We start from the raw sequence: 23885 nt of genomic DNA, 5'->3' as shown, positions 1-23885 counted from the left end.
AGCATTGTGATTGACGACCAGACTGTGAACGCTTTTGACGCTGCGGCCGGATGCGGAGCACGACTCCGTCAGGCGCGCGAAGCGGCCGGACTGTCCCTCGAAGCGGTGGGGAAAGACCTGCGCATGCCGGTCCAGGTGGTGAAGTCGCTCGAAGCCGAGCAGTGGGATCGCCTGGGGGCTCCGGTCTTCGTGCGCGGCCAGCTGCGCAGTTACGCGCGCCTGCTCAAGATCGATCTCGGCGACGCACTGGAACAGGCCCACATTGGTCCGGTCGTGCCACCGCAGCTGGTCAGCCACACCCACACCCCGCGCGCGCGCCGCATTGCCGAAAGTCTGGGTCGCCGCGCCCTCTACGTCGGGATCACCGCCGTGCTGGCAGTGCCGGTGTGGTTCGCCACCCGTGGCCACTTCGACACCGGCAGCAGCACCCCCAATACCGCGTCGCTGGATGTCATTCCGGCGGCGGTTCCCGTGACCGGTGGTGACCAGCCGGCCACACCGGCAGCCGCTGCTCCGGCCGCGGCGGCCCCGGCGTCGCAGCCGTCTGCGCCGTACCTGGCCTCGCTGACTCCGGTGCCGCGTCCGGCCGCCAGTGCCGCCACGCCTGCCGCCACCGGCGGCACCCTCAGCCTGCAGTTCAAGGGCGACAGCTGGGTGGACATTTCCGGTCCGGACGGTGCCACGGTGGAAAAGGCGCTGATCAAATCCGGCGAGTCGCGCAGCTTCAGTCCCGGCCAGGTGGCACGCATGGTGCTGGGCAACGCGTCGGCGGTCGAGGTTCAGCAGGGCGGCGCTATCGTCGACCTTTCGCCGTACCAGCGAGCCAACGTGGCACGCTTTACGGTATCCTCTGACGGCTCCGTGGCTCCAGTTTCACACTGAGCTGCGATTTCCAATTCAATTCAAATGGTCCCTCCTGACGGGCAGGGGCGAGAGTACGCATGGCGATCGACGACCTGCTCGACGAGCACGAACAAAGTGAACGCGTCCGCGGCTGGCTGCGGAAGAATGGTGTGAGCATCATTGCCGGTGTGGCCATTGCCATTGGCGGCATTGCCGGCTGGCAGTGGTGGCAGAAGCAGCAGGGCAACGAACTGGCCAACGCCAATGTGCAGTACCAGGTGGTGCTCAAGCAGCTGCAGGACAAGAAGCTGGACGAAGCAGCCAAAGGCGTGAAGGCGCTGGAAGGCGGCAAGTCCTCGCTGTATGCGGACCTGGCGGCAATGCAGCTGGCCAAGGCCCAGGTCGATTCCGGCAAGAATGACGAGGCGCTGGCCACCCTGCGCGGCATCCAGGCCGAGCCGGAATTCAAGACCGCCATCGACCAGCGCATTGCCCGCCTGCTCATCGCCGGCGGCAAGTCTGACGAGGCGATCAAGCAGCTGGGTTCGGCCAGCGACAGTGCCAGCCTGGAAATCCATGGCGACGCCCTGATGGCGGCCGGCAAGCGCGACGAAGCGCGCGGTCAGTATGAGAAGGCGCTCAAGACGCTGGACGTGGCGGCGCCGCAGCGGCGACTGCTGGAAATCAAGGTGATGGATGCCGGTGGCACGGTCACCGATCCTGCGGAGTCGGCGTAATGAAGCAGATGGTCATGATCAAGCGCGTTGCCACCCTGGTGTTGATGGGTGTGGCGCTGTCCGGTTGCAGCACTGTCAAGGGCTGGTTCGCGGGCAAGGACGCAGAAGCCAAGAAGGCACAGGAACCGGCTGAGCTGGTCAAGTTCGAGCCGACCCTCAAGGTCGACAAGATCTGGAGCACCGGCGTCGGCAAGGGCGAAAAGCGCATCGGCGTGCGCCAGGGCCCGGTGGTGGCCGATGGCCGCGTCTACGCCGCCGCCATCTATGGTGGCGTGCAGGCGCTGGACCTGCAGACCGGCAAGACCGTCTGGACCTACGAACCGGCCAAGGTCAAGAAGCAGCCCAAGCTGCGTCTGTCCGGTGGTCCGGGCGTGGGCGAAGGCCTGGTGGTGATCGGTACGCTCAATGGCGAGGTCATTGCGCTGGATGCCAACGACGGCACTGAAAAGTGGCGCGCCAAGGTCCCGGGTGAAGTGATCTCGGCCCCGGCCATTGCCCAGGGCATCGTGTTCGTGCGCAGCAACGACGGTCGCGTCACCGGCTTCGATGCCTCCAACGGCACCCAGAAGTGGTTCAACCCGCGTGAGCTGCCCGCCCTGACCGTGCGCGGCAACGCGCCGGTGGTGGCCGGCCCGGGCGTGCTGTTCATCGGCAACGATGACGGCAGCGTGGCCGCGCTGGGCATGCAGGACGGCCGCACCGTGTGGGACCAGATGGTCGCCAACGGCGAAGGCCGCACCGAACTGGAGCGCATGTCCGACGTGGACGGTGCGCCGGTGCTGGAAGGCAATACGCTTTATGTGAGCAGCTTCAAGAACCAGACCATGGCCATTGAAGGCCCGACCGGTCGCCCGCTGTGGGCGCGCGACCACGGCGGTGCCGGCGGCGTGGCCCTGACCTCGGGCAACGTGATCGTCACCGACGCCAAGGGCGGCGTGTTCAGCCTGGACAAGACCAGCGGCACCGCGATGTGGTCGCAGACCGGGCTGGCCCGGCGCACCCTGACCGGTCCGGTCATCCAGGGCGATTACGTTGTGGTCGCTGACTACAAGGGCTACGTACACTGGCTGCGCACCGACGACGGTCAGTTCGCCGCCCGGGCCAAGTCCGGCGGTGACCCGGTTCGGGGCGCGCTGGTGGTGGCCGATGGGATTCTGCTGGTGCAGAACGTTGATGGAAAGCTGACCGCCTTCCGGTTGGCAAACTAAGGAGTTACCGCGATGCTGCCTTTGGTCGCCCTGGTTGGACGGCCGAATGTCGGCAAGTCCACCATTTTCAATGCGCTGACCCGTACCCGTGACGCCCTGGTCCATGACCAGCCCGGCGTCACCCGGGACCGCAACTATGGTGTGTGTCGCCTGGACGAGGACAATCATTTCCTCGTGGTCGACACCGGCGGTATCGCCGAGGACGAAGAAGGCCTGGCCGGTGCGACTGCACGCCAGGCCCGCGCGGCCGCCGGTGAAGCCGACCTCATTCTGTTCGTGGTCGACGCCCGTGAGGGCACCTCGGCGCTCGATGACGAGATCCTGAGCTGGCTGCGCAAGTTGTCGCGCCCCACGTTGCTGTTGATCAACAAGATCGATGGCACCGATGAAGACGCGGTGCGCTCGGAGTTCTCGCGTTATGGCTTCAGCGAGATGCTCACGGTTTCGGCCGCGCATCGCCAGGGCCTGGACGATCTGCTCGACGAAGTCGTGCAGCGCCTGCCGGAAGAGGGCAGCGGCGAAGAGCTGGACAACGATCCCGCGCGCATCCGCATTGCCTTCGTCGGCCGCCCGAACGTGGGCAAGTCGACCCTGGTCAACCGCATCCTTGGCGAAGAACGCATGATCGCCTCGGAAGTGCCGGGCACCACGCGCGATTCCATCGCCGTGGACCTGGAGCGCGACGGTCGCCAGTACCGCCTGATCGACACCGCCGGTCTGCGCCGCAAATCGCGCGTGGATGAAGTGGTCGAGAAGTTCAGCGTGGTCAAGACCCTGCAGGCCATCGAGCAGTGCCAGGTGGCCGTGCTGATGCTGGACGCCAGCGAAGGCGTCACCGACCAGGACGCCAGCGTGCTGGGCGCGGTGCTCGATGCCGGCCGTGCGCTGGTGGTGGCGATCAACAAGTGGGATGGCCTGACCGATTACCAGCGCGAGCAGGCGGAAACGCTGGTCTCGCGCAAGCTCGGCTTCGTGCCGTGGGCGGAGAACGTGCGCATTTCGGCCAAACATGGCTCCGGCCTGCGCGAGCTGTTCCGCGCCATCCACCAGGCACACGCCTCGGCCACGCACGAGTTCAGCACCAGCGAGGTCAACAAGGCGCTGGAAATGGCGTACGAGTCGAACCCGCCGCCGGCCATTCGCGGCCACGTGTCCAAGCTGCGTTACGTGCACCCGGGCGGCTCCAACCCGCCGACCTTCATCGTGCACGGCACCCGCCTGAAGGACCTGCCTGAGTCGTACAAGCGCTACCTGGAAAACTTCTTCCGCAAGCGCTTCAAGCTGATCGGCACCCCGGTGCAGTTCATCTTCCGCGAGGGTACCAACCCGTACGAAGGCAAGAAGAACGTACTGACCGAACGCCAGATCGCGCGCAAGCGCCGCCTGATGAAGCACGTCAAGGGCAAATAATCCCGGGCGTGCGACCGGCGGTGGGAACCACGCGTAGGGACACGCCATGCGTGTCCGCGTACTGTCTGATCCAGACGTAGAGCCACGCCCTGCGTGGCTGAACGTGGCACGGGGTTCCCAAGGACACGCATGGCGTGTCCCTACGGATTTCCCCCATGTGTCCCGACGGCCGATAATGCCGCAATGACCGCCCCCGAAATCCCGCCCGACCAGGCCCGCGCCCGTCACACCCAAGGCGCGCTCCTGATCGACATCCGCGAAACCCACGAACGCGCCACCGGCATGGCCGAGGGCGCTGTCGGTATCGCCAAGAGCGATCTCGAAACCAACCCAGCAGCCCACCTGCCAGTCAACGACCGCGAAATTCTGCTCATCTGCCAGAGCGGCCGACGCTCACTGGCCGCCGCCGAGCACCTGCTCGCCCTGGGTTACCCCAACGTCACCTCCGTCGCCGGCGGCACCACCGCCTGGCGCACCGCCGGCCTGCCCATGGTGCAGCCGCTGCAGTCCGACGCCGAACGTGACTTCAACGAACGCTACTCCCGCCACCTGCTGCTGCCGCAGGTCGGCGCGGAAGGCCAGCGCCGCCTGCAGCAGGCGCGCGTGCTGGTGCTCGGGGCTGGCGGCCTCGGCTCGCCCGCCGCCTTCTATCTGGCCGCTGCCGGGGTAGGGCACCTGCGTCTGGTCGACGACGATGTCGTTGACCGCAGCAACCTGCAGCGGCAGATTCTGCACACCGAGGCCAGCGTCGGCCAGCCCAAGGTCGGTTCCGCGCGCGAGCGTCTGCTGGCCCTGAATCCGCACCTTGACGTGGAAGTGGTGCAGGCGCGGGCGACCTCGCAGAACATCGACGCGTTGCTGGAAGCCGTGGACGTGGTGCTGGATGGCTCCGACAACTTCCCGTTGCGCTACCTGCTCAACGACGCCTGCATCAAGCACGCACTGCCGCTGGTGTATGGCGCGGTGGAGCGCTTTACCGGCCAGGTCAGCGTATTCGACGCCGGTCGCCAGCGCGGGCACGCACCCTGTTATCGCTGCCTGTTCCCCGAGCCGCCGCCGGCGGAGTTCGCGCCGAACTGTGCCGAGGCCGGAGTGCTGGGTGTACTGCCGGGCATGGTCGGCCTGCTGCAGGCGACCGAGGTGCTGAAGCTGTTGCTGGGAATCGGTGAGCCGCTGGTGGGCCGGTTGTTGAGCTTTGATGCGCTGGGCATGCGCTTCCGGGAAGTGCGGCTGCGTCCGGACCCGGGATGTCCGTTGTGTGCGCCGGACGCCGTGTTTCCCGGGTATATCGATTACGCCGCGTTCTGTGCAGGCTGAGGTGGTGTAGGGACACGCCATGCGTGTCCATGGGAATCCGGGCCACGTTCGGACACGCATGGCGTGTCCCTACGCAACAACCAGCCTTCAAGAATTACTATCGTTCCATTTCTGGCACAAACAACCCCTCGATAGTTGCTATGTCCCTGCGTCAATCTGTCCTATCGTGACGGCTGATCGGGGATTCAAGGAATACACCGCATGGCGGTCGAAGCAGGTGCCAGCAGTGAACTGGTGAAAGTTGTCGCGCTGCTGGGTGCGGCCGTGGTGATGGTGCCAGTGTTCCGGCGCCTGGGGCTGGGCTCGGTGCTGGGTTATTTCGCCGCCGGCCTGGCCATCGGCCCCTTCGGCTTCGGCTGGTTCTCCGACCCGCAGGCCATCCTGCATACCGCCGAACTGGGCGTGGTGATGTTCCTGTTCGTGATCGGCCTGGAAATGCGGCCCTCGCACCTGTGGAGCCTGCGCAAGGAGATCTTCGGCCTGGGCACGCTGCAGATCGTGGTCTGCGGCGCGGTGCTCACCGGTGTATGCATGCTGTTCGGCTTCCCGCTGCCGGTGGCCTTCATCGGTGCCGCCGGTTTCGTGCTTACGTCCACTGCCGTGGTGATGCAGCTGCTGGCCGAGCGCGGTGACATCGCGTTGCCCTCGGGGCAGAAGATCGTCTCCATCCTGCTGTTTGAAGATCTGCTGATCGTGCCGCTGCTGGCCGTGGTCGCACTGATGGCACCGGTGCACGCCGAGCCCGGCGAAGGCTCGCGCTGGATCAGCATCGCCATCGGCGCAGGCTCCATCGTCGGCCTGGTGCTGGTCGGCAAGTTCCTGCTCAATCCGCTGTTCCGCATTCTGGCCGCCGCCAAGGCACGCGAGGTGATGACCGCCGCCGCGCTGCTGGTCGTGTTGGGTGCGGCGCTGCTGATGCAGCTCGGCGGTCTTTCCATGGCAATGGGCGCCTTCCTGGCCGGCGTGCTGCTCAGCGAATCCACGTTCCGCCACCAGATTGAAGCGGACATCGAGCCGTTCCGCGGCATTCTGCTCGGTCTGTTCTTCCTCAGCGTCGGCATGGCGCAGGACCTCACTGTGGTCGCCAACAACTGGCCGCTGATCGTCTCCGGCGTGCTCGCGCTGATGCTGGCCAAGGCCGTGTGCATCTACGTGGTCGCGCGCCTGCTCGGCAGCGACCACCGCCAGGCGCTGGATCGCGGCGTGGTGATGGCGCAGGGCGGCGAGTTCGCCTTCGTGCTGTTCTCTGCCGCAGCCGCCGCCGGCGTGATCGGGGTGGAGGTCAATGCCAACTTCACCGCGATCGTGGTGCTGTCGATGGCACTCACGCCGCTGTTCGTGCTGCTGCACGACAAGCTGATGCCCGCACGCGAAGTGTCGCTGGATGGCGTGGACACCGCCGAAGGCATGTCGGGCAGCGTGCTGATGATCGGCTTCGGCCGTTTCGGCCAGGTCGCCAGCCAGTCGCTGCTGGCCCGCGACGTGGACGTGACCATCATCGACAACGACGTCGACATGATCCACAACGCCGAGCGTTTCGGCTTCAAGATCTACTACGGTGACGGTACCCGCCTGGACGTGCTGCATGCCTCCGGCGCCGCCAGTGCGCGTGCGATCGCCGTGTGCGTGAACAACGCAGAGGATGCCGACCGCATCGTTGAACTGGTGTCGCACGAATTCCCGCAGGCCAAGCTGCTGGTGCGCTCCTTCGACCGCGAACATTCACTGCGCCTGATCCATGCAGGCGTGGATTACCAGATCCGTGAAACCTTCGAGAGCGCATTGATGTTTGGCCAGGCCGCGCTTATGGAACTGGGCGCGGATGAGGACGACGCACGCGACATCGCCGAGCAGATCCGCGAGCGCGACGCCGAGCGTTTCGAGCTGGAAATGGCCGGTGGCGACCTTCGCGCCGGCGCGCACATGGTGTTCGGCAGCGCGCTGCCCGGCGTGCCCACGCCGACCCCGTTCACCGCACCCAAGCGCAAGGCGCGGACGTTGAACGCCGACGAGGTCCCCGAAGAGGAGGAATGACCGGTGTTCCGCACCGCCCTAATCGGGGACAATACGCTCCCCGCCGCTTCACGCCCCCGCATTCGATGAACGAGTCCGTCGCCCCCCATTCCGCCCGCATCCTGGACGGCCGCCGCATCGCCGAAGACCTGCTGGACAGCCTGAAGGTCCGCGTGGACGCCCGTCTGGCCGCCGGTGGCAGCCGCCCGGGGCTGGCCGTGGTGCTGGTGGGCGGCGATCCGGCCTCGACCGTGTACGTGCGCAACAAGCGCCGCGCGGCGGAAAAGGTGGGCATCGAAGCGTTCGACTACGACCTGCCCGCCGGCACCACCGAAGCCCAGCTGCTGACCTTGATCGACCAGCTCAATGCCGACCCCAAGATCCACGGCATCCTGGTCCAGCTGCCGCTGCCGGGCATTCCCGACGCCAGCCGCCTGATCCATCGCATCGACCCGCGCAAGGACGTGGACGGCTTCCACCCGGAGAACGTGGGCCATCTGGCCCTGCGTGAATTCGGCCTGCGCCCGTGCACCCCGCGTGGCATCACCACGCTGCTGGGCCACACCGACCAGCCGGTGCGTGGCCGCAACGCCACCATTGTGGGCGTCAGCAACCACGTGGGCCGCCCGATGGGCCTGGAACTGCTGATCGCCGGCTGCACCGTGACCAGCTGCCACAAGTTCACCCCCAAGGACGTGCTGGAGCAGGCCGTGCGCAACGCCGACATCCTGGTGGTGGCCGTGGGCCGCCCGGGCATCGTGCCGGGTGAATGGGTCAAGCCGGGCGCGGTCGTGATTGATGTCGGCATCAACCGCCTGGACGACGGCCGCCTGGTCGGCGACGTCGGCTTCGAGGCCGCCGCCGAGCGCGCCAGCTGGATCACCCCGGTGCCGGGCGGGGTAGGGCCGATGACCGTGGCCACCCTGATGCAGAACACCATCGAGGCTGCCGAAGCGGCCGCCTGAACCGTGTGGGCGGACGCGACACAGCGTCGCATCCGCCCCCTGCCCATCGGGCGCAAATCAGGGTAAAATGTCGCGCTTCCCCACATCTCGGGTATGCCGATGCTGCGCATCCAGGCTGAAGCACTCACTTACGACGACGTCTCGCTCGTCCCCGCTCATTCCACGATCCTGCCCAAGGACGTCAGCCTGGAAACGCGCCTGACGCGCGACCTGAAGCTGAAACTGCCGATTCTTTCGGCTGCCATGGACACCGTCACCGAAGCGCGCCTGGCCATCGCCATGGCCCAGCTTGGCGGCATGGGCATCATCCATAAGAACCTCACGCTTGAACAGCAGGCCGCCGAAGTGGCCAAGGTCAAGAAGTTCGAGGCCGGTGTCATCCGCGACCCGATCACGGTCGGCCCGGAAACCACCATCCGTGATGTGCTGGCGCTGACCCGCGCACACAACATCTCCGGCGTGCCGGTGGTGGGCAGCGACGGCCTGCTGGCCGGCATCGTCACTCACCGCGACATGCGCTTTGAAACCGAGCTGGACGATCCGGTCCGCCACATCATGACCAAGAAGGACCGCCTGGTCACGGTCAAGGAAGGCGCGGCCTCGGACGAAGTGCTGCAGCTGCTGCACCGCAACCGCATCGAAAAGGTGCTGGTGGTCAACGATGCCTTCGAACTGCGTGGCCTGATCACGGTCAAGGACATCCAGAAGAACACCGACTATCCGAATGCCGCCAAGGACATCGCGACCCGCCTGCTGGTCGGCGCGGCCGTCGGCGTGGGCGGTGACACCGATCGCCGCGTCGAAGCGCTGGTGGCTGCCGGCGTTGACGTGATCGTGGTCGATACCGCGCACGGCCATTCGCAGGGTGTGCTCGACCGCGTCAGCTGGGTCAAGAAGAACTTCCCGCAGGTGCAGGTCATCGGCGGCAACATCTGCACCGGCGAAGCCGCGCTGGCACTGCTGGACAGCGGCGCTGACGCAGTGAAGGTCGGCATTGGCCCCGGTTCGATCTGCACCACCCGCGTCGTCGCCGGCGTCGGCGTGCCGCAGGTCACCGCCATCGACCTCGTTGCTGAAGCCCTGCAGGACCGCATTCCGCTCATCGCCGACGGTGGCATCCGCTACTCCGGCGACATCGGCAAGGCGCTCGCCGCCGGTGCCTCCACCATCATGGTCGGCGGCCTGCTGGCCGGCACCGAGGAATCGCCGGGCGAAACCGAACTGTTCCAGGGCCGTTCGTACAAGAGCTACCGTGGCATGGGTTCGCTGGCCGCGATGGAAAAGGGTTCGAAGGACCGTTACTTCCAGGATTCGTCCAGCGCCGACAAGCTGGTGCCGGAAGGCATCGAAGGTCGCGTGCCGTACCGTGGTCCGGTCGGCGGCATCATCCACCAGCTGATGGGCGGCCTGCGCGCCACCATGGGTTATGTGGGGTGTGCCACCGTCGACGAAATGCGCACCCAGCCCAAGTTCGTCAAGATCAGCGGGGCAGGGCAGCGTGAGAGCCACGTCCACGACGTGCAGATCACCAAAGAACCGCCGAACTACCGCGCCTGATGCGCCGGTGAGCAAAGAGGAACGAGGAAGCCACTTCCCGTTCCTCTTTCTCTATCCGCCATCGGTTGCACACATCGCTTTTCGTATTCACCACTGCATTGCCGGGCGTCATGACCAACATTCACAACGACAAGATCCTCATTCTCGATTTCGGCGCGCAGTACACCCAGCTGATCGCCCGCCGCATCCGCGAGATCGGCGTGTACTGCGAAATCTGGGCGTGGGACCACGACCCGGCCGAGATCGCCGCGTTCGGTGCCAAGGGCATCATTCTTTCCGGTGGCCCGGAATCGACCACCCTGCCGGGCGCGCCCGCCGCGCCGCAGGAAGTGTTCGACAGCGGCCTGCCGATCTTCGGCATCTGCTACGGCATGCAGACCCTGGCTGCGCAGCTGGGCGGTGCAACCGAAGCCGCTGACCAGCGCGAATTCGGTCATGCCGAAGTCAACGTCATCAACCCCGATGCGCTGTTCTCCGGCCTCAGCGATCACGGCGGTGAGCCGCGTCTGAATGTGTGGATGAGCCACGGCGACCACGTCTCCCAGGCACCCCCGGGCTTCACCATCACCGCCACCACCGACCGCATTCCCGTTGCCGCCATGGCCAACGAAGAGAAGCGCTGGTACGGCGTGCAGTTCCACCCGGAAGTGACCCACACCCTGCAGGGCCAGACCCTGCTGCGTCGTTTCGTGGTCGACGTGTGCGGCTGCCAGACCCTGTGGACCGCCGCCAACATCATCGAAGACCAGATCGCCCGCGTGCGCGAACAGGTCGGCGATGACGAAGTGATCCTCGGCCTGTCCGGTGGCGTCGATTCGTCGGTTGTTGCCGCGCTGCTGCACAAGGCGATTGGTGACAAGCTCACCTGCGTGTTCGTCGACACCGGCCTGCTGCGCTGGCAGGAAGGCGACCAGGTGATGGCGATGTTCGCCGAGCACATGGGCGTCAAGGTGATCCGCGTCAACGCGGCTGATCGTTACTTCGCCAAGCTGGAAGGCGTCAGCGATCCGGAAGCCAAGCGCAAGATCATCGGCAACCTGTTCGTGGACATCTTCGACGAAGAGTCGAACAAGCTCAGCAACGCGAAGTGGCTGGCGCAGGGCACCATCTACCCGGACGTGATCGAGTCGGCCGGCAGCAAGACCGGCAAGGCCCATGTCATCAAGAGCCACCACAACGTGGGCGGGCTGCCGGAACACATGAAGCTGGGCCTGGTGGAGCCGCTGCGCGAGCTGTTCAAGGACGAAGTGCGTCGCCTCGGCGTCGAGCTCGGCCTGCCGCGCAGCATGGTCTACCGCCACCCGTTCCCGGGCCCGGGCCTGGGCGTGCGTATCCTTGGCGAAGTGAAGCGTGAGTACGCCGAACTGCTGGCCAAGGCCGATGCCATCTTCATCGACGAACTGCGCAAGGCCGATCTGTACGACAAGACCAGCCAGGCCTTCGCCGTGTTCCTGCCGGTGAAGTCAGTCGGCGTGGTCGGCGACGCCCGTGCGTACGAGTGGGTGATCGCGCTGCGTGCAGTGGAAACCATCGACTTCATGACCGCGCACTGGGCCCACCTGCCGTACGACTTCCTCGGCACCGTGAGCAACCGCATCATCAACGAACTGCGCGGTGTCTCCCGCGTGGTGTACGACATCTCCGGCAAGCCGCCAGCGACGATCGAGTGGGAATAAACCTGCTGTTGAATGACAAGGGCACCGAAAGGTGCCCTTGTTGTTTCGGAGGGGTAGGGTCGGTCGACAGACGACCGCCGTGAACCTCTCAACGTTCTGTAACGCATGACCTGAAACGAAACGGTACCGACGGTCAGCGTCCAACCCAATGACCGGCAACGTCGAACGACAGCTTCTTATGATGACGAATGGAAAGAAGCTGCACCTCACCATGCATACAGGCATACAGCATCACGTAGTCCGCCATCAGGTACTCGCGAACTGAGCCGTGTTCCAATACCGGGGTCGCGCGCCCTCTCAATCGAGACGCTGCCTGTACTGCCTCTACCGAGCGGGCAGGGACATCCAGCAAGGGGCGTCCCATGGCAGGGAAAAGGCGAAGATTCGGTATGACAGTAGTGGTGAGTTCTTCAAGCAATGCGTCGAACCCAGCCAACGCTTCATTCGCGTCAAGAAAGTCCTCGATGCCACGAAGATTTCGCTTGAAGTTGGCCGTGATCCTGACGATGCATCCGTCTTTCGCAACGTTCAACGCCGGTCACCTCTTGGATTCAGCGCGCCGCCGCTTGATGGCCTCAAGGGCGGGGAGGGCATCTTCCACATTGCCTGCCGCCACATCGTCCAGACCTCTGCTTGCGTCTTCGAGCAGCAGGAGATGGATGCGTTCCCGCTCCAATTGGTGGTAATAGTCGAGGCGCTGCGCATCGATGATGGCCACGTAGCTTTCTCCATTCTTGGTCACAATTTTTTCTGCGCCGGCCTTCACTTGTTCAGCCAGCTCCGAGAGATTCGCCCGGGCCTGGGATAACGAGACGACGTCACGTGCTGAGATGGCCATACCGCTCACCGACTGGAATGTGTGCGGAATTGTGTACGCAATAAACGCAGTGCGTCGAGTGCGAGTGTCGGGGTTGACCTTAAATCTACCTACTAGTAGAGTGGCAACTATGCAGCCCGAACTCTCCCCCAAAGCCACAGAAATCGTCAGCCACGCCCGGGCCCTGCTCGAGTCCGGCGGCTACAACGGCTTCAGCTACGCCGACATCGCCGAGCGGGTCGCCATCAGCAAGGCCAGCATTCACCACCACTTCCCCAGCAAGGCCGAACTGGTGCGCACGGTCGTGGTGCTCTACCGCGCTGAGGCCCGGAATGGCCTGGCCCTGTTGGATCGGCAGTTGGGCGATCCCCTCCGTGAACTGCAGGCGTATGTGGACTACTGGTCGGCCTGTATCGCGGGAGGCACGTCATCGTTCTGCATCTGCGCGATGCTGGCTGCGGAACTTCCGCTGATTCCACCGGAAATCGCCACCGAGGTACGCGGGCATTTCGAGGACCTGACCGGGTGGCTGGCACTGACCCTGGAGAAGGGCGCTACGCAGGGCCAACTTCGGTTGCAGGGCAGTGCGGAGGACGAGGCCAAGGCGTTCATGGCCGCCGTCCATGGTGCCATGCTCGCGGCACGTGGCTTTGGCGACGCCGACACCTTTGCAGCGCTGGCAAAGCTCCAGATCGCGCGTTTGACTCCGGCAAATTAAAGCCACGACGGGCCTGCCATTGGCGGGCCTTTTCTTCGAATGATCACCCTACCTACTAGTAGGTATAGATCAACCCAGCTGGAGATTCCAATGAGCCATGCACTTTCCACGCTCGGCACACTACACACCGCGCTCAGCCTGATCCCCCTGGTGGCCGGCGCGTACGGATTCGTCCGCCACCGCGCGATCGATCCAGCGACCAGGTCGGGCAGGATCTACCTCGTCGGCCTCGTACTGTCTGTGCTGTCATCCTTCACCGTTTCGAGTACCGGAGGACTCAATCCTGGTCACGCGTTCGGTGTGGTGGTGCTGCTGATCGCTTTCGGCGGCGTACTCGCCACGCGGATGCGCTGGCTGGGCAGACTCGCGCCTTACCTGTCCACGTTTGCGTTGTCTTTCAGCTTCCTGTTGTCACTGGTGCCGGGCACCAATGAAACTCTGACCCGCCTGCCGGTATCGCATCCCATTGCAGCTGCACCGATGGCACCGGTAGTGCTGCAAACATTGCTCGGATGCTTCGCGGTGTTCGTCCTGGGCTACGCCGCGCAATGCTGGCGCATCCATTCTCGAAATGGAGCGCGATGAATGAAGTGCGGTAGGGACGGTCGACAGACGACCGCAATGAACCCCTCAACGTTCTTTAACGCATGACCTGAACCGAAACGGCAACGCCGGCCAGCGGCCGGCGCTACCGGTACCTCACATCGACATCGCCGCAGATTTGCTGGCCGACCGGTGCTGCTCCTCACTCTGCTGCCGCTGCTGATCCAGCGACTGCTGCTGGTTCTGCGTCTGCAACTGCTCCACACCGCGCTGCAACTCCGGTTGCGGCTGCGACACATCGGTCATTGCCCTGAACCCAGGTGTGTTGCCGACCACAAACAATCGATTCCCATCCATCGCTACCGCGCTGATCTTGTCGGCCTGATCAATCCCGCGCTGCTTGCTGGCGGTCACCGCACTGACCACAGCCTCGTCGGCCACCGAAGCAGGTGTGCCGGTCCGAATCCGCTCAAACATCGCCTTGTCCGAAGAGGCCATGCGCTGCAACGCCAGCTCCTGCTCCACGGTCCGTGCAGCAGCCGGCGGATTGAGGTAGTGCGGTGAACGATCATTGGCCAGCTCGCGCGAGCTCTCCTCGATCGGACGCGAAGACAACGCCCGAATATCGATCTCAAAACGCCGCTCACCGCTCTGACCGGGCCGTGGGCGCTCCACCAAGGCGATCTCACCCTGCGGGGACTTCTCGACGAACGTGCGGTCCGGGTCCAGGCGCTCACGATTGGCAATAACGGCTGTCGATGCCGCCAACCGCTGGCTGTGCTCGCCGGTTGGCAAACCCTGTTGCGAGTCAAACAGTGAAACGCGGTCCATCATCTGCATGTACGTGCGGTTGCCCGGATGTCCCGGCTGGCGCATATCGTTGACCGGCATCGCGGCAGCAGTGGCGAGCGGTGTAACTGCATCAGGCCTGTTCTGGGCTACCGACGACACCTGTGCCGGTGCATCCGCCGTACGCGCATAGTGCGTCTGGACCTGTAGATAGGTGGCGTCAAGTTCGTCACGGATATTGCCATTGGCTTTCGAGTCCCAGAGCACGCCGTCGTGGGTCCATTCGCCATCCTTGCCGCGCTGGTAGGTGCGGCCATCGGAGGCCAATACCTCATCGGTGTGGTTGCGCGCCCAGGTCACCGCGTCCGGCACCTTGCCGTGCTGCTGCCAGCCCAGCTGTGCGTGGGTGTCCTCGAAGGTCTTCGCCATGGCAGCCGGGCTGCGAGAGGCGTTGTAGGCAATTATGCCAGCGGCATACTCGTCCAGATGCTTGGCTTTCTGCGGGTCTGCAAACTCGACCTGCACGTTCTTCATGCCGTGCTCCAGCTCGGAAACCACCACCTCGCGACGCCACACGCCGCTCTCAGGATTCCGCTCCCATGAGGCGGGGTAGATGCTGGGTGTATCGCGGGAGTCGCCTGGAATGCTGTAAGGCGGAATGGGACGATCAGGTTCACCCAGTCGCAGACCGATGGCTTCGCTGGATGCTTTGTAGTTCAGTTCCTGTGCCAAGGCCGGATCAGCCGTGAACTCCTGGGTGGGGCCGTAGATGGGCCGGTCCACCAGGGTGCCAACGCTGCCAATCACCTCGCGCTCGGTGCGGGTCCAGCCCGCGCCCGGGTTCTCTGGGTCGAACGTCCATAGCTTTCCCGTGGCGTCGCGCTGGTTGTTGATCTGGTAATTTTCGATCCACTCGACCGCAGCGCTGGCCCCCATTGCGCCCGCGCCAGCACCGATGAGGCCGGTGACGATGGCCCCGGGACCGGATTCGATACCGACCAGAGTGCCGACCTTGGCCCCGACAACGGCACCGGCGAAACCGCCGACACTGCGTGCACCAAAGTCGACGATGGCGGCCTGCGCGCCGACCGGATTGTCGCGCCCATAGAGGTCGGCGATCTTGCGGCCTTCGGTGACGGCTTCTACAGCGGTGACGGCGGTGCCGCCGATGGCCGCGCCACGGATCATGTTGGGACGGACGCGGACTTCGTGATCCACTTGGATCGCGGTGGTGGTTTCGCGGGAAACGGCTTCGGCGACTTTGAGTTCTGATCTCTGAATCAAAAGTGCTTCAGCGGCGTTCGGAGAAACCTTTGTATTGTGTTGAACTGTGTCTGGGAGATCTTGATGCCAGTTGCGCATCGCCTTCCAGCCATCGCGAAGCGTGTGCGTCAGGGCTGGGTCCCGAAGGCGGGCATCCCGCTCTGCGTCGAGCGCAGTTCCGGGCAATCTTGAATCTTGACGATTGTTGTAGAGCTCTTCGCCTTGCCGATTGAAGAGTCGGATCTGTACGCCTGTCTCCAAGTGTACTTTGTCCAGGTTTCCCGGGAGAGCCTCGTAGACATGCTGGCGGACGGAGTCGGGGACGTAACGGCCGAAACCTAGCTTGTCGAGCTGACCCGCGAAACGGTTGTCGACGCCCAGCTCGCTCTCCAGTCGGTGCGCTACCAGCCCGCGAACCTCAACGTCGTATCCCTTTGCCTTCAGATCATTAATTAGGTTTACTGCACCGTCGCCACTTCCCAGCGTGGTATCTACGACAAGATTGCGCCTTCCTTCAATGGCTGCGCTTCGAAGCTCCTTGTTCCATTGGCTTGCGTCCTCGTGAGTGTCGCCTGCCCAGAGGTAGGGGTTTGATTCGCGAAAGCGTTGTACGTTTGGGTGATAGCTACGTAGCTCGTCAGGGTCCAATGTGACAGAGTTTCCGGCAAACTCAACCTCAGCAGAGCTGGTCAGGCCACCTTTTCCAGCCCCAGGCTGTCCCGCAAGAATAATGGCGCGAGGACGTTCATTTGGGCTGGATTCCAAGAGGCCGCTTCTGGGGATGATGCTGTCAGCGAGGATTCTCTGATGTTCTTGAGGGCTAAGTCGCGTATCGGGGGAGGTCATGAGAAATCCTTCCCGAAGTAGTTGGCCAACGCTTCATCGGTGATCCAATGTCTCTTCTGTCTAGCCATCGAGACTGCCAACTCTTTCTGTCTAGCGAGATCGATGGCTGAGTCATCCTTGCTTGCTTCGGCCATCGATAGATCAGTGCGAGCATCTGAAATGAACTCCTCGAGCTGGCCTTCCAGCATTGAGACAGCATCGTCGAACGGCATCAGCCTGATTTTTCTGGAGCGCTCGGCCGAGTACAGAAGTACGTCTTGAAGGCGCTCGATCAGGTCTGGATAGAGCGCAAGCATTTCACGCAGCTTGATGGGGACTGGGGGCAAAGAAGGTCGAGACATGCGAAGAATCCATTTCGTGCAAATGTGGAATTGAGAGGCCTAGTTCGCTGGCAGCGGGGCTTGGCTGGCAGCGTGCCCAGACTGACGCCATTTTGCCGCTAGTCTGGGAGGGGGGAAACGTGCGAGATCAAGCATAGGTTATGTGAAACCGGTAAGGAAATATGCACGGAATTGTTCATCGGTGATCCAGAGTTGATTGACCCCAGCCATGGATACGGCTGATTTCTTCCGCTTGGCAGCATCAATCATCCCTTTGTCTTCACCGGCCTCTGCCAAAGTCAGTTCGTCGCGCGCTTCGTAGAGGAAGGTGCTGAGCCGTCCGTCGAGCGCCGATATGGCGTCGTCAAAAGGCATAAGCGGGATTCGGCGAGACCTTTCGGCGGAGCTGTTCAGTACTTGCTGAAGCCTCTCAATCAGATATGGGTAATCCGCCAGCATCTCCTTCAGCTTCTTTGGTACTGGGGGAGGCGGGTAGCCGTGCATCGTCAGGATCCTTCTCGCGTGCGCCTGAGTCGAACGTTAGCCGGTTTTGGTTTCAGCCGCGAGGAACCCGGTTCCAGTCCGGAACGATGGGGCGGTAGAGTCGGTCGCGAGACGACTGCCGTGAATAGCTCAACGCCCGGTAACGCGTGGGATTGAGCGCTGCGGTAGCGCCGGCCGTTGGCCGGCTCAAGCGGTTCTGAGGCCGGCCTATGGCCGGCTTTGCGGTGTCGTTTTAGGGTCATGCCCCACCGCACGCGGCGTTGTCCATGGCGGGCGTCTGTCGAGCGACCCTACCGGTTGGTCGGTATGCTCGGGTCATCGAACGACCCGGGGTTTCGACGCGCATGGCGCGTCGCTACGGGTGGTTGGGGCAGAGGGACCAGGCGGCGGCGCATCGCGTCAATCCGAACTCGCGGATGGCTTCGGCAGAGATGGGGTCCAGGTGCAGTTCCACGTACATCTCCATCAGGTCGCGCCACACGTAGGCCACAGTGTGTCCTTCGGCCAGTACGGCGTCCTGAAATTCTTCCAGCAGATCCAGTTGGGTCATCGTTCCAATCCTCGCCCGGGCGCAATGCGTGCACCCGGGATTACATAGGGTCAGGTGATTCTCGGGCGGGGCGTATCGACACGCCTCGCCCATCAGCGCGAGATGTCGGTCTCGCCGTCCGCGAAGCAGATTTCGGTCTGCAATCCTCGGGCCGAGATCGTGGTCAACCGCTCGAGCGCGCCGTCCACCGTGATCAACACGGACGTCGCTGACGCCTCGACGGTCAGTCGTGCGACGCTGCTTCTGAGTAACGGCGGGGGCGTGTCGTGCTCTACTGAAAGTGACGCGCTCTCATCGCAATGCGGGCAATGCGGAGAAGGGAAGTGCTGCAGGTTGGGCACAGCGGCCCAGAGCTTCGGCATGGAAAAGCCTCCATCGGGAAAATCCCCTCGCCGGGAAGGCGAGGGGGTCGGGAGGTTCGAAGCCACGGTGGCAGTGGTGGGCGTATTTCCCCCGTTTGAGGGTGTTGTATTAGCCACCCTCCCGACCTGGGACGTACAACAGTATTTCCACCTTTGAGCTTCGACACTCGCGGCGAACAATGCGCAGATTCGCGGCGAAAGAAAAGCCCCCTGTTTTCAGACAATTCCTACGTTGCGTTGACAATGCTAAGCGAACGTCGCAAACGGCGCGGAATTTTTGTGATTGCGGTTCCATAAATGGGCGAAATGCTGAGGAAGCGACACTGTGAGGTCGAAAATGGACGTACGGAGATTTCAGCGTTTTGCAATTTGTTGCAGTGCTTGTTCTTCTCTCAGTGTCCGAAAACGTCACAGTGACCGATGCAGCCGCATTGCGCGACCTCAGCGGAGCTCCAGGCGCGCGTGGTGTCCGCTATATGCAAGACATGCGAGAGATGCGTGTGACGCGGGAGATGCGAGAGCTGCGCGAGATGCACGAGATGAGCGAGGTTCGCGGTAGGGTCGGTCGATAGACGACCGCAGTGACGCTCACAGCGCCCGGTGACGAATGATCAGTGGCGAAAAGGCGATCCGCAACCAGTTGCATAGGATGCAATTTGATACCGCGATCACATGTTCACTCTTGCGGCATGGACCAGAATCCACGCAGTCCAGTTCAATCTATTTCTGATGGGAGCAAGATCATGGAACACCAGTTCACCCTCATCTATCTGGTCGCCGAAGGTGAGGATCCTGCTCTGTTGGTTGAAGAGCTTGGCAAGGCCGGTCTTGACGATGCGCTTATAGGAACCGGGCGGCCGGGGCGGTTGGCGCTGGCGTTCTGTCGGGAGGCAGCCACGGCGTCATTGGCCGTGCGTAGTGCATTGGAGGAGTTGGATGCGGCATTGCCTGGGGCGAGGTTGCTTCAGGTGTTGCCTGTTATCGAGTGATGTTTCGTTGAAGTGCGGTTTCGTTTTTTGTCATGCGTTACCGGTTGGTGCTGCGTTCACGGCGGTCGTCTTTCGACCGACCCTACCGGTCCCACATGTCACGATCGTGCGAGCGATCATAGCGATCATAGCGATCAGAGTGATCCGAGCGATCCGAGCGATCCGAGCGATCCGAGCGATCCGAGTCATCCCGGGAGATCAGGCCGCAGAAGACTTCAGGGCATCCCGGGCACAGTGAATCCCGCGCATGACATTGGGCCGACGCGGCCCGCCCACCCCAACTTGACGCATCGTCAACCGCCCATCCCGCCAAGTTGACAGGCTACGGATTCAAGCCCGCCCCCCCAATCCCCACACTTTCCCCACCGCCGCAGCACATCGCTGCCGGCCTTGAATCCACCAGGGGAACCACATGATCAGCATTCCCGTTTCAGCCGCCTCCCACACCCGTTTCGTCCGCGTCTCGCGCTGGCTCTGCATCGTCGGTTACCTCATCGCCGCCGCCGTCTTTGTCACCTCGGCGATCAGCGGCCACAACCAGGCCCAGGCCATCCTCAAGGACGCGGTGATGGTGCAGGCCCCGGTGAAGCTGGGCAACATCGAGGAAAGCCGCCGCAAGGGCCGCACTACGTTGAAGTACCACTTCAGCTACACCTTCGAAGCCAACGGCGTGCCGTACAAGGGCGAGTTCATGACCGCTGAAGACAGCGCGGGTCAGTATCTGGAAGAAGATGCCCAGGTGCAGATCGCCTACGCCCGCAGCAACCCGGCCAATTTCGAACGTGCCGACCGCCTGCAGGGCATGCAGGGGCTGGGGGCGGTACTGGGCCGCCTGTGCGTGGCGCTGGGCATGCTGGCCATCCTGGCCTTCGTCGTCCACCTGCTGCTCACCCGCAAGCTGATCGTGCCCCGGGAGCCGGCCCTGCCGGCCGCCTGATCCAGGCAGCACGAGGCCCGCGCGATGATGGTTGACACGGTTTCCGGCCACGGTAGGGTGGGCACACCTTCACCCTTCTGGTCTGTCTGCATGCCCGTTCCGGAGTTTTCGGACCTGTTGTCCCGCCACATGCGGCGGATCCGGGCCAGTGCAGGCGGCGTCGCCAGCGAAATCGGCATCAGCCGCGAGGCGGTCAACAACTGGCGCGCGGGTACCTCGCGCCCCAGCCGCCGCCACCGCGACCGGGTGTTGGCCTGCGCCAATTACCTGCGCCTGACCGAAGCAGAATCGAATGCACTGCTGCAGTCGGCGGGATTCGAGCCGGAGTTCCCGGCGGAAGGGGCGGACGAACTGGCGCAGTCGCCGCCACCGCTGACGGTGCCAACTGCGGTCACCGCCTTGTTCGATCGCCTGCAGCAATTGCGCCCGTACCCGGTGGCGCTGCTGCTCACCCAGGCACACTGGGGTCAGCCGCCCGAGCGCGCCGCAATGCTGGCCGAGGCGGCGCGTCGCTACGGGCCCGACCGCGTGCTGCACCTGCAGCCGCCATTCCGGGCAGGCGAGGGCGACGAGGACTACTTCGCATTGCTGGCCGCGCAGTGCGGGCTGGACGGGGTGAGCTCTGATGCCGGCTTTGAAGTTGCACTGGCGCGCCGGCTGCAGCAGCCGGGTCCGCTGTTCTGTCTGGTCAGCCGATTTGAACAGGGCGCGGCCGGTCCGCGCGATGTGCTGGCCGGCATTCTGCGCAGCCTGAGCGAAATGCACAGCGGCAAGCTGCACCTGCTGATCTGTGGCGGTGCGGCGCTGGCCGATCTGAAGTACCAGGGCGGCGATCTGTCGCTGCTCAATATCGCCGCCACCGAAGGGTGGCCCGAACTCAGCGTGGATGACCTGCAACGGCACGCCACCGGCTTGCCCTTGCACGTTCTGCAGCGTGCCCTGCATGTGTCCGGTGGGCACCCGCTGCTCGCGCAGGCGGCATTGAATCTGCTGGCGGGGCCGGGCGGTGAGGCGCTGGACGATGCCGCCCTCAATCAAACCCTGTCGACACACCCGCGCCTGTGGGAGGCGCTGCTGCCGATCCTGCGCGAGCCTGCCGCCCGCGCGGCGGTGAGCAACTGGCTGTCGCGCGAACGCATTGCACCCGCCCGCCCGTATCTGATGGACCCGCTGCTGCGCCAGTTCTACTGGGAAAACCTGCTCGCTGCACGCAGCCATGCAGACGGCGCTTGGCTGGAGTGGCGCTGCGAAGCGATCCGCTTGGCCGTGCAGCAGGTCAACGAAGGGCTGGAGGCCCAACCGGCATGATCGCGCTTGAAGGATGGAGCACCTGGCGCTGGGTGAAGCTGGCGCTGGTGGTGTCGTTCATCGGCTTTTTCGGCACGTTGTTTATCGCCCCGTGGATCAACCCGTGGGTGCTGTGGAAGGTCAAGCACGACGGCGAAAGCATGATGCTGATGCAGTCCGCGCGCATCGATACCACCTTGCTGCGCGAAGAAGCGCACGGCCGTTGGCTGATGGACGGGCAGTGGCCACACGAGGTCCACGTGCCGGGCGTACACGACCCGGCCGAAGCCACACTGTCGGCCGAGCTGCCAGCTCCGTTCGTGCTGCGCCTGCGTTTCACCAACCGCTTCCCGGAGAACAGTGGTTTGCGCGGCACGGTGCTGGAGCACACGCTGGATCCGCGCACCGAGCGCTGGACCTGCCAGCCCGGCGACCCCTCGCCACCGTCGCGCTGGCTGGCGATGGACTGCCGCAGCAACAAGCCGTGGACGGCGGGCCAGTGGCTGACCTTGATACTGGTGCTCAGCGTACTGGCGTTGATGGGCCTGCTGGTGGTGTGGTGGAAGCTGCGCCCGGAAGTCGCCGACGTCGCGCGTGAGCCACGCACGCTGCTGGACCATCCACTGCAGCGCCTGCCCACCTTCGACCGCCAGCTCGGCTGGCTGCGCCTGCGTGACCGCGTTCTGCAGCAGGCCGGCATCGCCAGCACCCGCTGGCGCGATGCACTGCGTTTCGTGCAGGCCACGCCCAGCACGCGCGCGATACAGCTGGCGGCACGGATTGGTGCAGTGGACGCCGCCGCGCGCGATTGGCCATTGAACGGCACCGTGCGCGAATGGACGCTGCCGCCCACGCTGCCGATCGCGCTGGAGAAGCTGTGGCTGTACTTGCCCGACGCTGCATTGAGCGGCGAGGCCATCGTGCAGCAGCTGCGCAACCTGCCCAACGGGCAGGACGTGGTGCTGGTGGTCAGCCTCTCCACCGCGACCGAAGCGGCGCTGATGCAGCACGCCGATGATCCGGCCAACCTGTGTGTCTGCCTCGACCAGGTGACCCAGACGCGCTGGCTGCTGCAGCCGCGCGCGCAGGACACACTCGTGAGTCTGCTGGCGCAGCAGCTGAAGGTCACCCGCATTTCCCCGTACCAGACCCACGGTGGCATCACTCGGCCCAACGCCTTCTTCGGTCGCGAATCGCTGTTGGCGCGCGTGCTCAACCGTGAGCCTGGCAACTATCTGCTGGTCGGCGGGCGGCAGCTGGGCAAGACCAGCTTGATGAAGGCGATTGAGCGCCGCTTCGACGGGCACCCGCGCGTACACTGCCAGTACGTGGCATTGCGCGACCATCGACTGACGCCGCGCTTGGCACTGGAGCTTGGGCTGGCTGAAGACACCGGCATCGACACGCTGGTCGCGGCCCTGTCCGAGCGCGCGCAGGGCCGCAGCGTGCTGCTGCTGATCGACGAAACCGATCTGTTCCTGCGTGCCGAGGCGGGCAACGGTTACCCGCAGCTGGCTGCATTGCGCGCGCTCAGCGAGGAAGGTCGCTGCCATTTCATGCTGGCCGGATTCTGGGACCTGTATGAAGCGGTGACCTTGGACTTCGCCTCGCCGCTGCGCAACTTCGGTGAGGTGATCCACATTGGCGGGCTGGAGGAAGCGGCCTGCCAGGCACTGGCCACCGAACCGATGGGCCGGCTGGGTGTGCACTTCGCCAACCCGGACCTGCCGCAGCGGCTGGTGGCCGCCTGTGGTCGCCGTGCCAACCTGGTCGCGATTGTGTGCCAGTACCTGCTCGGCCAGCTTGCGCGCGGCCAGCGGGTGATCGAGCCGGCGCAGCTGCATGCCGCGCTCAGTGCCGAACCGGTGTTCGACGCACTGGCCGGCTGGGCCCGGTTGAGTCCGGACCCGGTGGCGTGCCGGATTGACCGCATCGTGGTGTACCGCATTGCGAGTGCGCAGCTGGGGCCGGGTGGGGCGCAGGGGGTTACCTTGCTGCAGCTGCTGGCCGGCTTTGACGCCGCCGGGGTGAAGGTGGATCCGGAACAGCTGCGTCATGCGCTGGCGCGCTTGCAGTTGGCCTACGTGATCCGGCGTGAGAACGAGGGCGTGCATTACGTGTTTGCGGTGCCGTTGTTTGCGACGCAGTTCCAGCGGGAGGAAGTGGAGGCGCTGTTGCAGCGTGAGTTGCAGGCGTGGGCAACGGCTTGAATGCGTTGAAATGATCACGCTCTG

22 protein-coding genes are annotated in these 23885 nt (G+C 64.2%); 15 read left to right on the top strand and 7 right to left on the bottom strand.

Annotated elements, in window-relative coordinates; genetic code table 11:
- The first annotated feature begins 6 nt into the window (after positions 1-6).
- From RT551_RS03630 to guaA, 9 genes are all read left to right on the top strand, one after another.
- Positions 7-882, top strand: a complete 876-nt coding sequence (locus tag RT551_RS03630; RefSeq protein WP_313455746.1) for a RodZ domain-containing protein — start codon at positions 7-9, stop codon at positions 880-882.
- 59 nt (positions 883-941) lie between these two features.
- Positions 942-1580, top strand: a complete 639-nt coding sequence (locus RT551_RS03625; RefSeq protein WP_313455745.1) for a tetratricopeptide repeat protein — start codon at positions 942-944, stop codon at positions 1578-1580.
- A complete protein-coding gene (gene bamB, locus RT551_RS03620; protein ID WP_313455743.1) occupies positions 1580-2788 on the top strand; it encodes an outer membrane protein assembly factor BamB in 1209 nt (402 codons plus the stop codon). The genes RT551_RS03625 and bamB overlap by 1 nt, the downstream gene beginning before the upstream one ends.
- Positions 2789-2800: 12 nt before the next feature.
- Entirely contained in the window at positions 2801-4198 is a 1398-nt protein-coding gene (der, locus tag RT551_RS03615; RefSeq protein ID WP_311190986.1) for a ribosome biogenesis GTPase Der, read from the top strand.
- 183 nt (positions 4199-4381) lie between these two features.
- Positions 4382-5515, top strand: a complete 1134-nt coding sequence (gene moeB / locus RT551_RS03610; RefSeq protein ID WP_313455741.1) for a molybdopterin-synthase adenylyltransferase MoeB — start codon at positions 4382-4384, stop codon at positions 5513-5515.
- Positions 5516-5716: 201 nt separating this feature from the next.
- Entirely contained in the window at positions 5717-7549 is a 1833-nt protein-coding gene (locus tag RT551_RS03605) for a monovalent cation:proton antiporter-2 (CPA2) family protein (protein ID WP_313455740.1), read from the top strand.
- 65 nt (positions 7550-7614) lie between these two features.
- Entirely contained in the window at positions 7615-8493 is an 879-nt protein-coding gene (gene folD, locus RT551_RS03600; RefSeq protein ID WP_313455738.1) for a bifunctional methylenetetrahydrofolate dehydrogenase/methenyltetrahydrofolate cyclohydrolase FolD, read from the top strand.
- 99 nt (positions 8494-8592) lie between these two features.
- Positions 8593-10050: an IMP dehydrogenase gene (guaB, locus tag RT551_RS03595; protein ID WP_313455736.1), complete on the top strand. Its 1458-nt coding sequence runs from the start codon at positions 8593-8595 to the stop codon at positions 10048-10050.
- Positions 10051-10160: 110 nt separating this feature from the next.
- Complete coding sequence (guaA, locus tag RT551_RS03590; RefSeq protein WP_125359867.1) at positions 10161-11726, top strand: glutamine-hydrolyzing GMP synthase; 1566 nt, start codon at positions 10161-10163, stop codon at positions 11724-11726.
- A 133-nt stretch (positions 11727-11859) separates the two neighbouring features.
- On the opposite strand, the gene RT551_RS03585 is transcribed toward guaA, so the two are convergent.
- Together RT551_RS03585 and RT551_RS03580 are read right to left on the bottom strand one after the other, a co-directional pair.
- A complete protein-coding gene (locus RT551_RS03585; protein ID WP_313455734.1) occupies positions 11860-12258 on the bottom strand; it encodes a type II toxin-antitoxin system RelE/ParE family toxin in 399 nt (132 codons plus the stop codon).
- 6 nt (positions 12259-12264) lie between these two features.
- Complete coding sequence (locus tag RT551_RS03580; protein WP_125359865.1) at positions 12265-12564, bottom strand: type II toxin-antitoxin system Phd/YefM family antitoxin; 300 nt, start codon at positions 12562-12564, stop codon at positions 12265-12267.
- Positions 12565-12673: 109 nt separating this feature from the next.
- Between RT551_RS03580 and RT551_RS03575 the strand changes: the two genes are divergently transcribed.
- Together RT551_RS03575 and RT551_RS03570 are read left to right on the top strand one after the other, a co-directional pair.
- Positions 12674-13261, top strand: a complete 588-nt coding sequence (locus tag RT551_RS03575) for a TetR/AcrR family transcriptional regulator (RefSeq protein ID WP_313455733.1) — start codon at positions 12674-12676, stop codon at positions 13259-13261.
- A gap of 90 nt (positions 13262-13351) precedes the next feature.
- Positions 13352-13846, top strand: coding sequence for a hypothetical protein (locus tag RT551_RS03570; protein WP_313455731.1), 495 nt, complete (start codon positions 13352-13354; stop codon positions 13844-13846).
- Positions 13847-13960: 114 nt separating this feature from the next.
- Here the strand turns inward: RT551_RS03570 and RT551_RS03565 are convergent, their stop codons facing one another.
- The 5 genes from RT551_RS03565 to RT551_RS03545 all read right to left on the bottom strand — a co-directional run bounded on the left by RT551_RS03565 (position 13961) and on the right by RT551_RS03545 (position 18438).
- Positions 13961-16702, bottom strand: a complete 2742-nt coding sequence (locus tag RT551_RS03565) for a zeta toxin family protein (RefSeq protein ID WP_313455729.1) — start codon at positions 16700-16702, stop codon at positions 13961-13963.
- Positions 16699-17043, bottom strand: coding sequence for a hypothetical protein (locus RT551_RS03560; RefSeq protein ID WP_313455728.1), 345 nt, complete (start codon positions 17041-17043; stop codon positions 16699-16701). Before RT551_RS03560 ends, RT551_RS03565 begins: the two co-directional genes overlap by 4 nt.
- A gap of 138 nt (positions 17044-17181) precedes the next feature.
- Positions 17182-17526, bottom strand: a complete 345-nt coding sequence (locus RT551_RS03555) for a hypothetical protein (protein ID WP_313455727.1) — start codon at positions 17524-17526, stop codon at positions 17182-17184.
- A 355-nt stretch (positions 17527-17881) separates the two neighbouring features.
- Positions 17882-18076: a hypothetical protein gene (locus RT551_RS03550; RefSeq protein WP_313455726.1), complete on the bottom strand. Its 195-nt coding sequence runs from the start codon at positions 18074-18076 to the stop codon at positions 17882-17884.
- A gap of 92 nt (positions 18077-18168) precedes the next feature.
- Complete coding sequence (locus RT551_RS03545; protein WP_313455724.1) at positions 18169-18438, bottom strand: hypothetical protein; 270 nt, start codon at positions 18436-18438, stop codon at positions 18169-18171.
- A gap of 743 nt (positions 18439-19181) precedes the next feature.
- On the opposite strand from RT551_RS03545, the gene RT551_RS03540 reads away from it, so the two are divergent.
- From RT551_RS03540 to RT551_RS03525, 4 genes are all read left to right on the top strand, one after another.
- Positions 19182-19427 (top strand): transcriptional regulator, encoded by a 246-nt coding sequence (locus RT551_RS03540; protein ID WP_313455723.1) that lies wholly within the window; start codon positions 19182-19184, stop codon positions 19425-19427.
- A gap of 412 nt (positions 19428-19839) precedes the next feature.
- Positions 19840-20364 (top strand): DUF3592 domain-containing protein, encoded by a 525-nt coding sequence (locus tag RT551_RS03535; RefSeq protein ID WP_313455722.1) that lies wholly within the window; start codon positions 19840-19842, stop codon positions 20362-20364.
- Between the two features lie 90 nt (positions 20365-20454).
- Complete coding sequence (locus RT551_RS03530; protein ID WP_313455721.1) at positions 20455-21672, top strand: hypothetical protein; 1218 nt, start codon at positions 20455-20457, stop codon at positions 21670-21672.
- On the top strand, positions 21669-23861 hold the full coding sequence (locus tag RT551_RS03525; protein WP_313455720.1) for a hypothetical protein: 2193 nt from the start codon (positions 21669-21671) through the stop codon (positions 23859-23861). Before RT551_RS03530 ends, RT551_RS03525 begins: the two co-directional genes overlap by 4 nt.
- The last annotated feature ends 24 nt before the right edge of the window (positions 23862-23885 follow it).

The organism is Stenotrophomonas sp., from assembly GCF_032103445.1.
In the GTDB taxonomy this organism is placed as follows: Bacteria; Pseudomonadota; Gammaproteobacteria; order Xanthomonadales; family Xanthomonadaceae; genus Stenotrophomonas.
The sequence above is the reverse complement of the archived record's forward strand: the minus strand, read 5'-3'. Positions and strand labels throughout refer to the sequence as shown.

Bases quoted from the DNA above. Each gene is read 5' to 3' on its own strand.
- RT551_RS03545 (WP_313455724.1), bottom strand. From the start codon at position 18,438: ATGCCGAAGCTCTGGGCCGCTGTGCCCAACCTGCAGCACTTCCCTTCT.
- RT551_RS03540 (WP_313455723.1), top strand. From the start codon at position 19,182: ATGGAACACCAGTTCACCCTCATCTATCTGGTCGCCGAAGGTGAGGAT.
- RT551_RS03580 (WP_125359865.1), bottom strand. From the start codon at position 12,564: ATGGCCATCTCAGCACGTGACGTCGTCTCGTTATCCCAGGCCCGGGCG.
- guaB (WP_313455736.1), top strand. From the start codon at position 8,593: ATGCTGCGCATCCAGGCTGAAGCACTCACTTACGACGACGTCTCGCTC.
- moeB (WP_313455741.1), top strand. From the start codon at position 4,382: ATGACCGCCCCCGAAATCCCGCCCGACCAGGCCCGCGCCCGTCACACC.
- folD (WP_313455738.1), top strand. From the start codon at position 7,615: ATGAACGAGTCCGTCGCCCCCCATTCCGCCCGCATCCTGGACGGCCGC.
- RT551_RS03555 (WP_313455727.1), bottom strand. From the start codon at position 17,526: ATGCACGGCTACCCGCCTCCCCCAGTACCAAAGAAGCTGAAGGAGATG.
- guaA (WP_125359867.1), top strand. From the start codon at position 10,161: ATGACCAACATTCACAACGACAAGATCCTCATTCTCGATTTCGGCGCG.
- RT551_RS03535 (WP_313455722.1), top strand. From the start codon at position 19,840: ATGATCAGCATTCCCGTTTCAGCCGCCTCCCACACCCGTTTCGTCCGC.
- RT551_RS03525 (WP_313455720.1), top strand. From the start codon at position 21,669: ATGATCGCGCTTGAAGGATGGAGCACCTGGCGCTGGGTGAAGCTGGCG.
- RT551_RS03570 (WP_313455731.1), top strand. From the start codon at position 13,352: ATGAGCCATGCACTTTCCACGCTCGGCACACTACACACCGCGCTCAGC.
- RT551_RS03550 (WP_313455726.1), bottom strand. From the start codon at position 18,076: ATGACCCAACTGGATCTGCTGGAAGAATTTCAGGACGCCGTACTGGCC.
- der (WP_311190986.1), top strand. From the start codon at position 2,801: ATGCTGCCTTTGGTCGCCCTGGTTGGACGGCCGAATGTCGGCAAGTCC.
- RT551_RS03560 (WP_313455728.1), bottom strand. From the start codon at position 17,043: ATGTCTCGACCTTCTTTGCCCCCAGTCCCCATCAAGCTGCGTGAAATG.
- RT551_RS03625 (WP_313455745.1), top strand. From the start codon at position 942: ATGGCGATCGACGACCTGCTCGACGAGCACGAACAAAGTGAACGCGTC.
- RT551_RS03605 (WP_313455740.1), top strand. From the start codon at position 5,717: ATGGCGGTCGAAGCAGGTGCCAGCAGTGAACTGGTGAAAGTTGTCGCG.
- RT551_RS03530 (WP_313455721.1), top strand. From the start codon at position 20,455: ATGCCCGTTCCGGAGTTTTCGGACCTGTTGTCCCGCCACATGCGGCGG.
- RT551_RS03565 (WP_313455729.1), bottom strand. From the start codon at position 16,702: ATGACCTCCCCCGATACGCGACTTAGCCCTCAAGAACATCAGAGAATC.
- RT551_RS03575 (WP_313455733.1), top strand. From the start codon at position 12,674: ATGCAGCCCGAACTCTCCCCCAAAGCCACAGAAATCGTCAGCCACGCC.
- bamB (WP_313455743.1), top strand. From the start codon at position 1,580: ATGAAGCAGATGGTCATGATCAAGCGCGTTGCCACCCTGGTGTTGATG.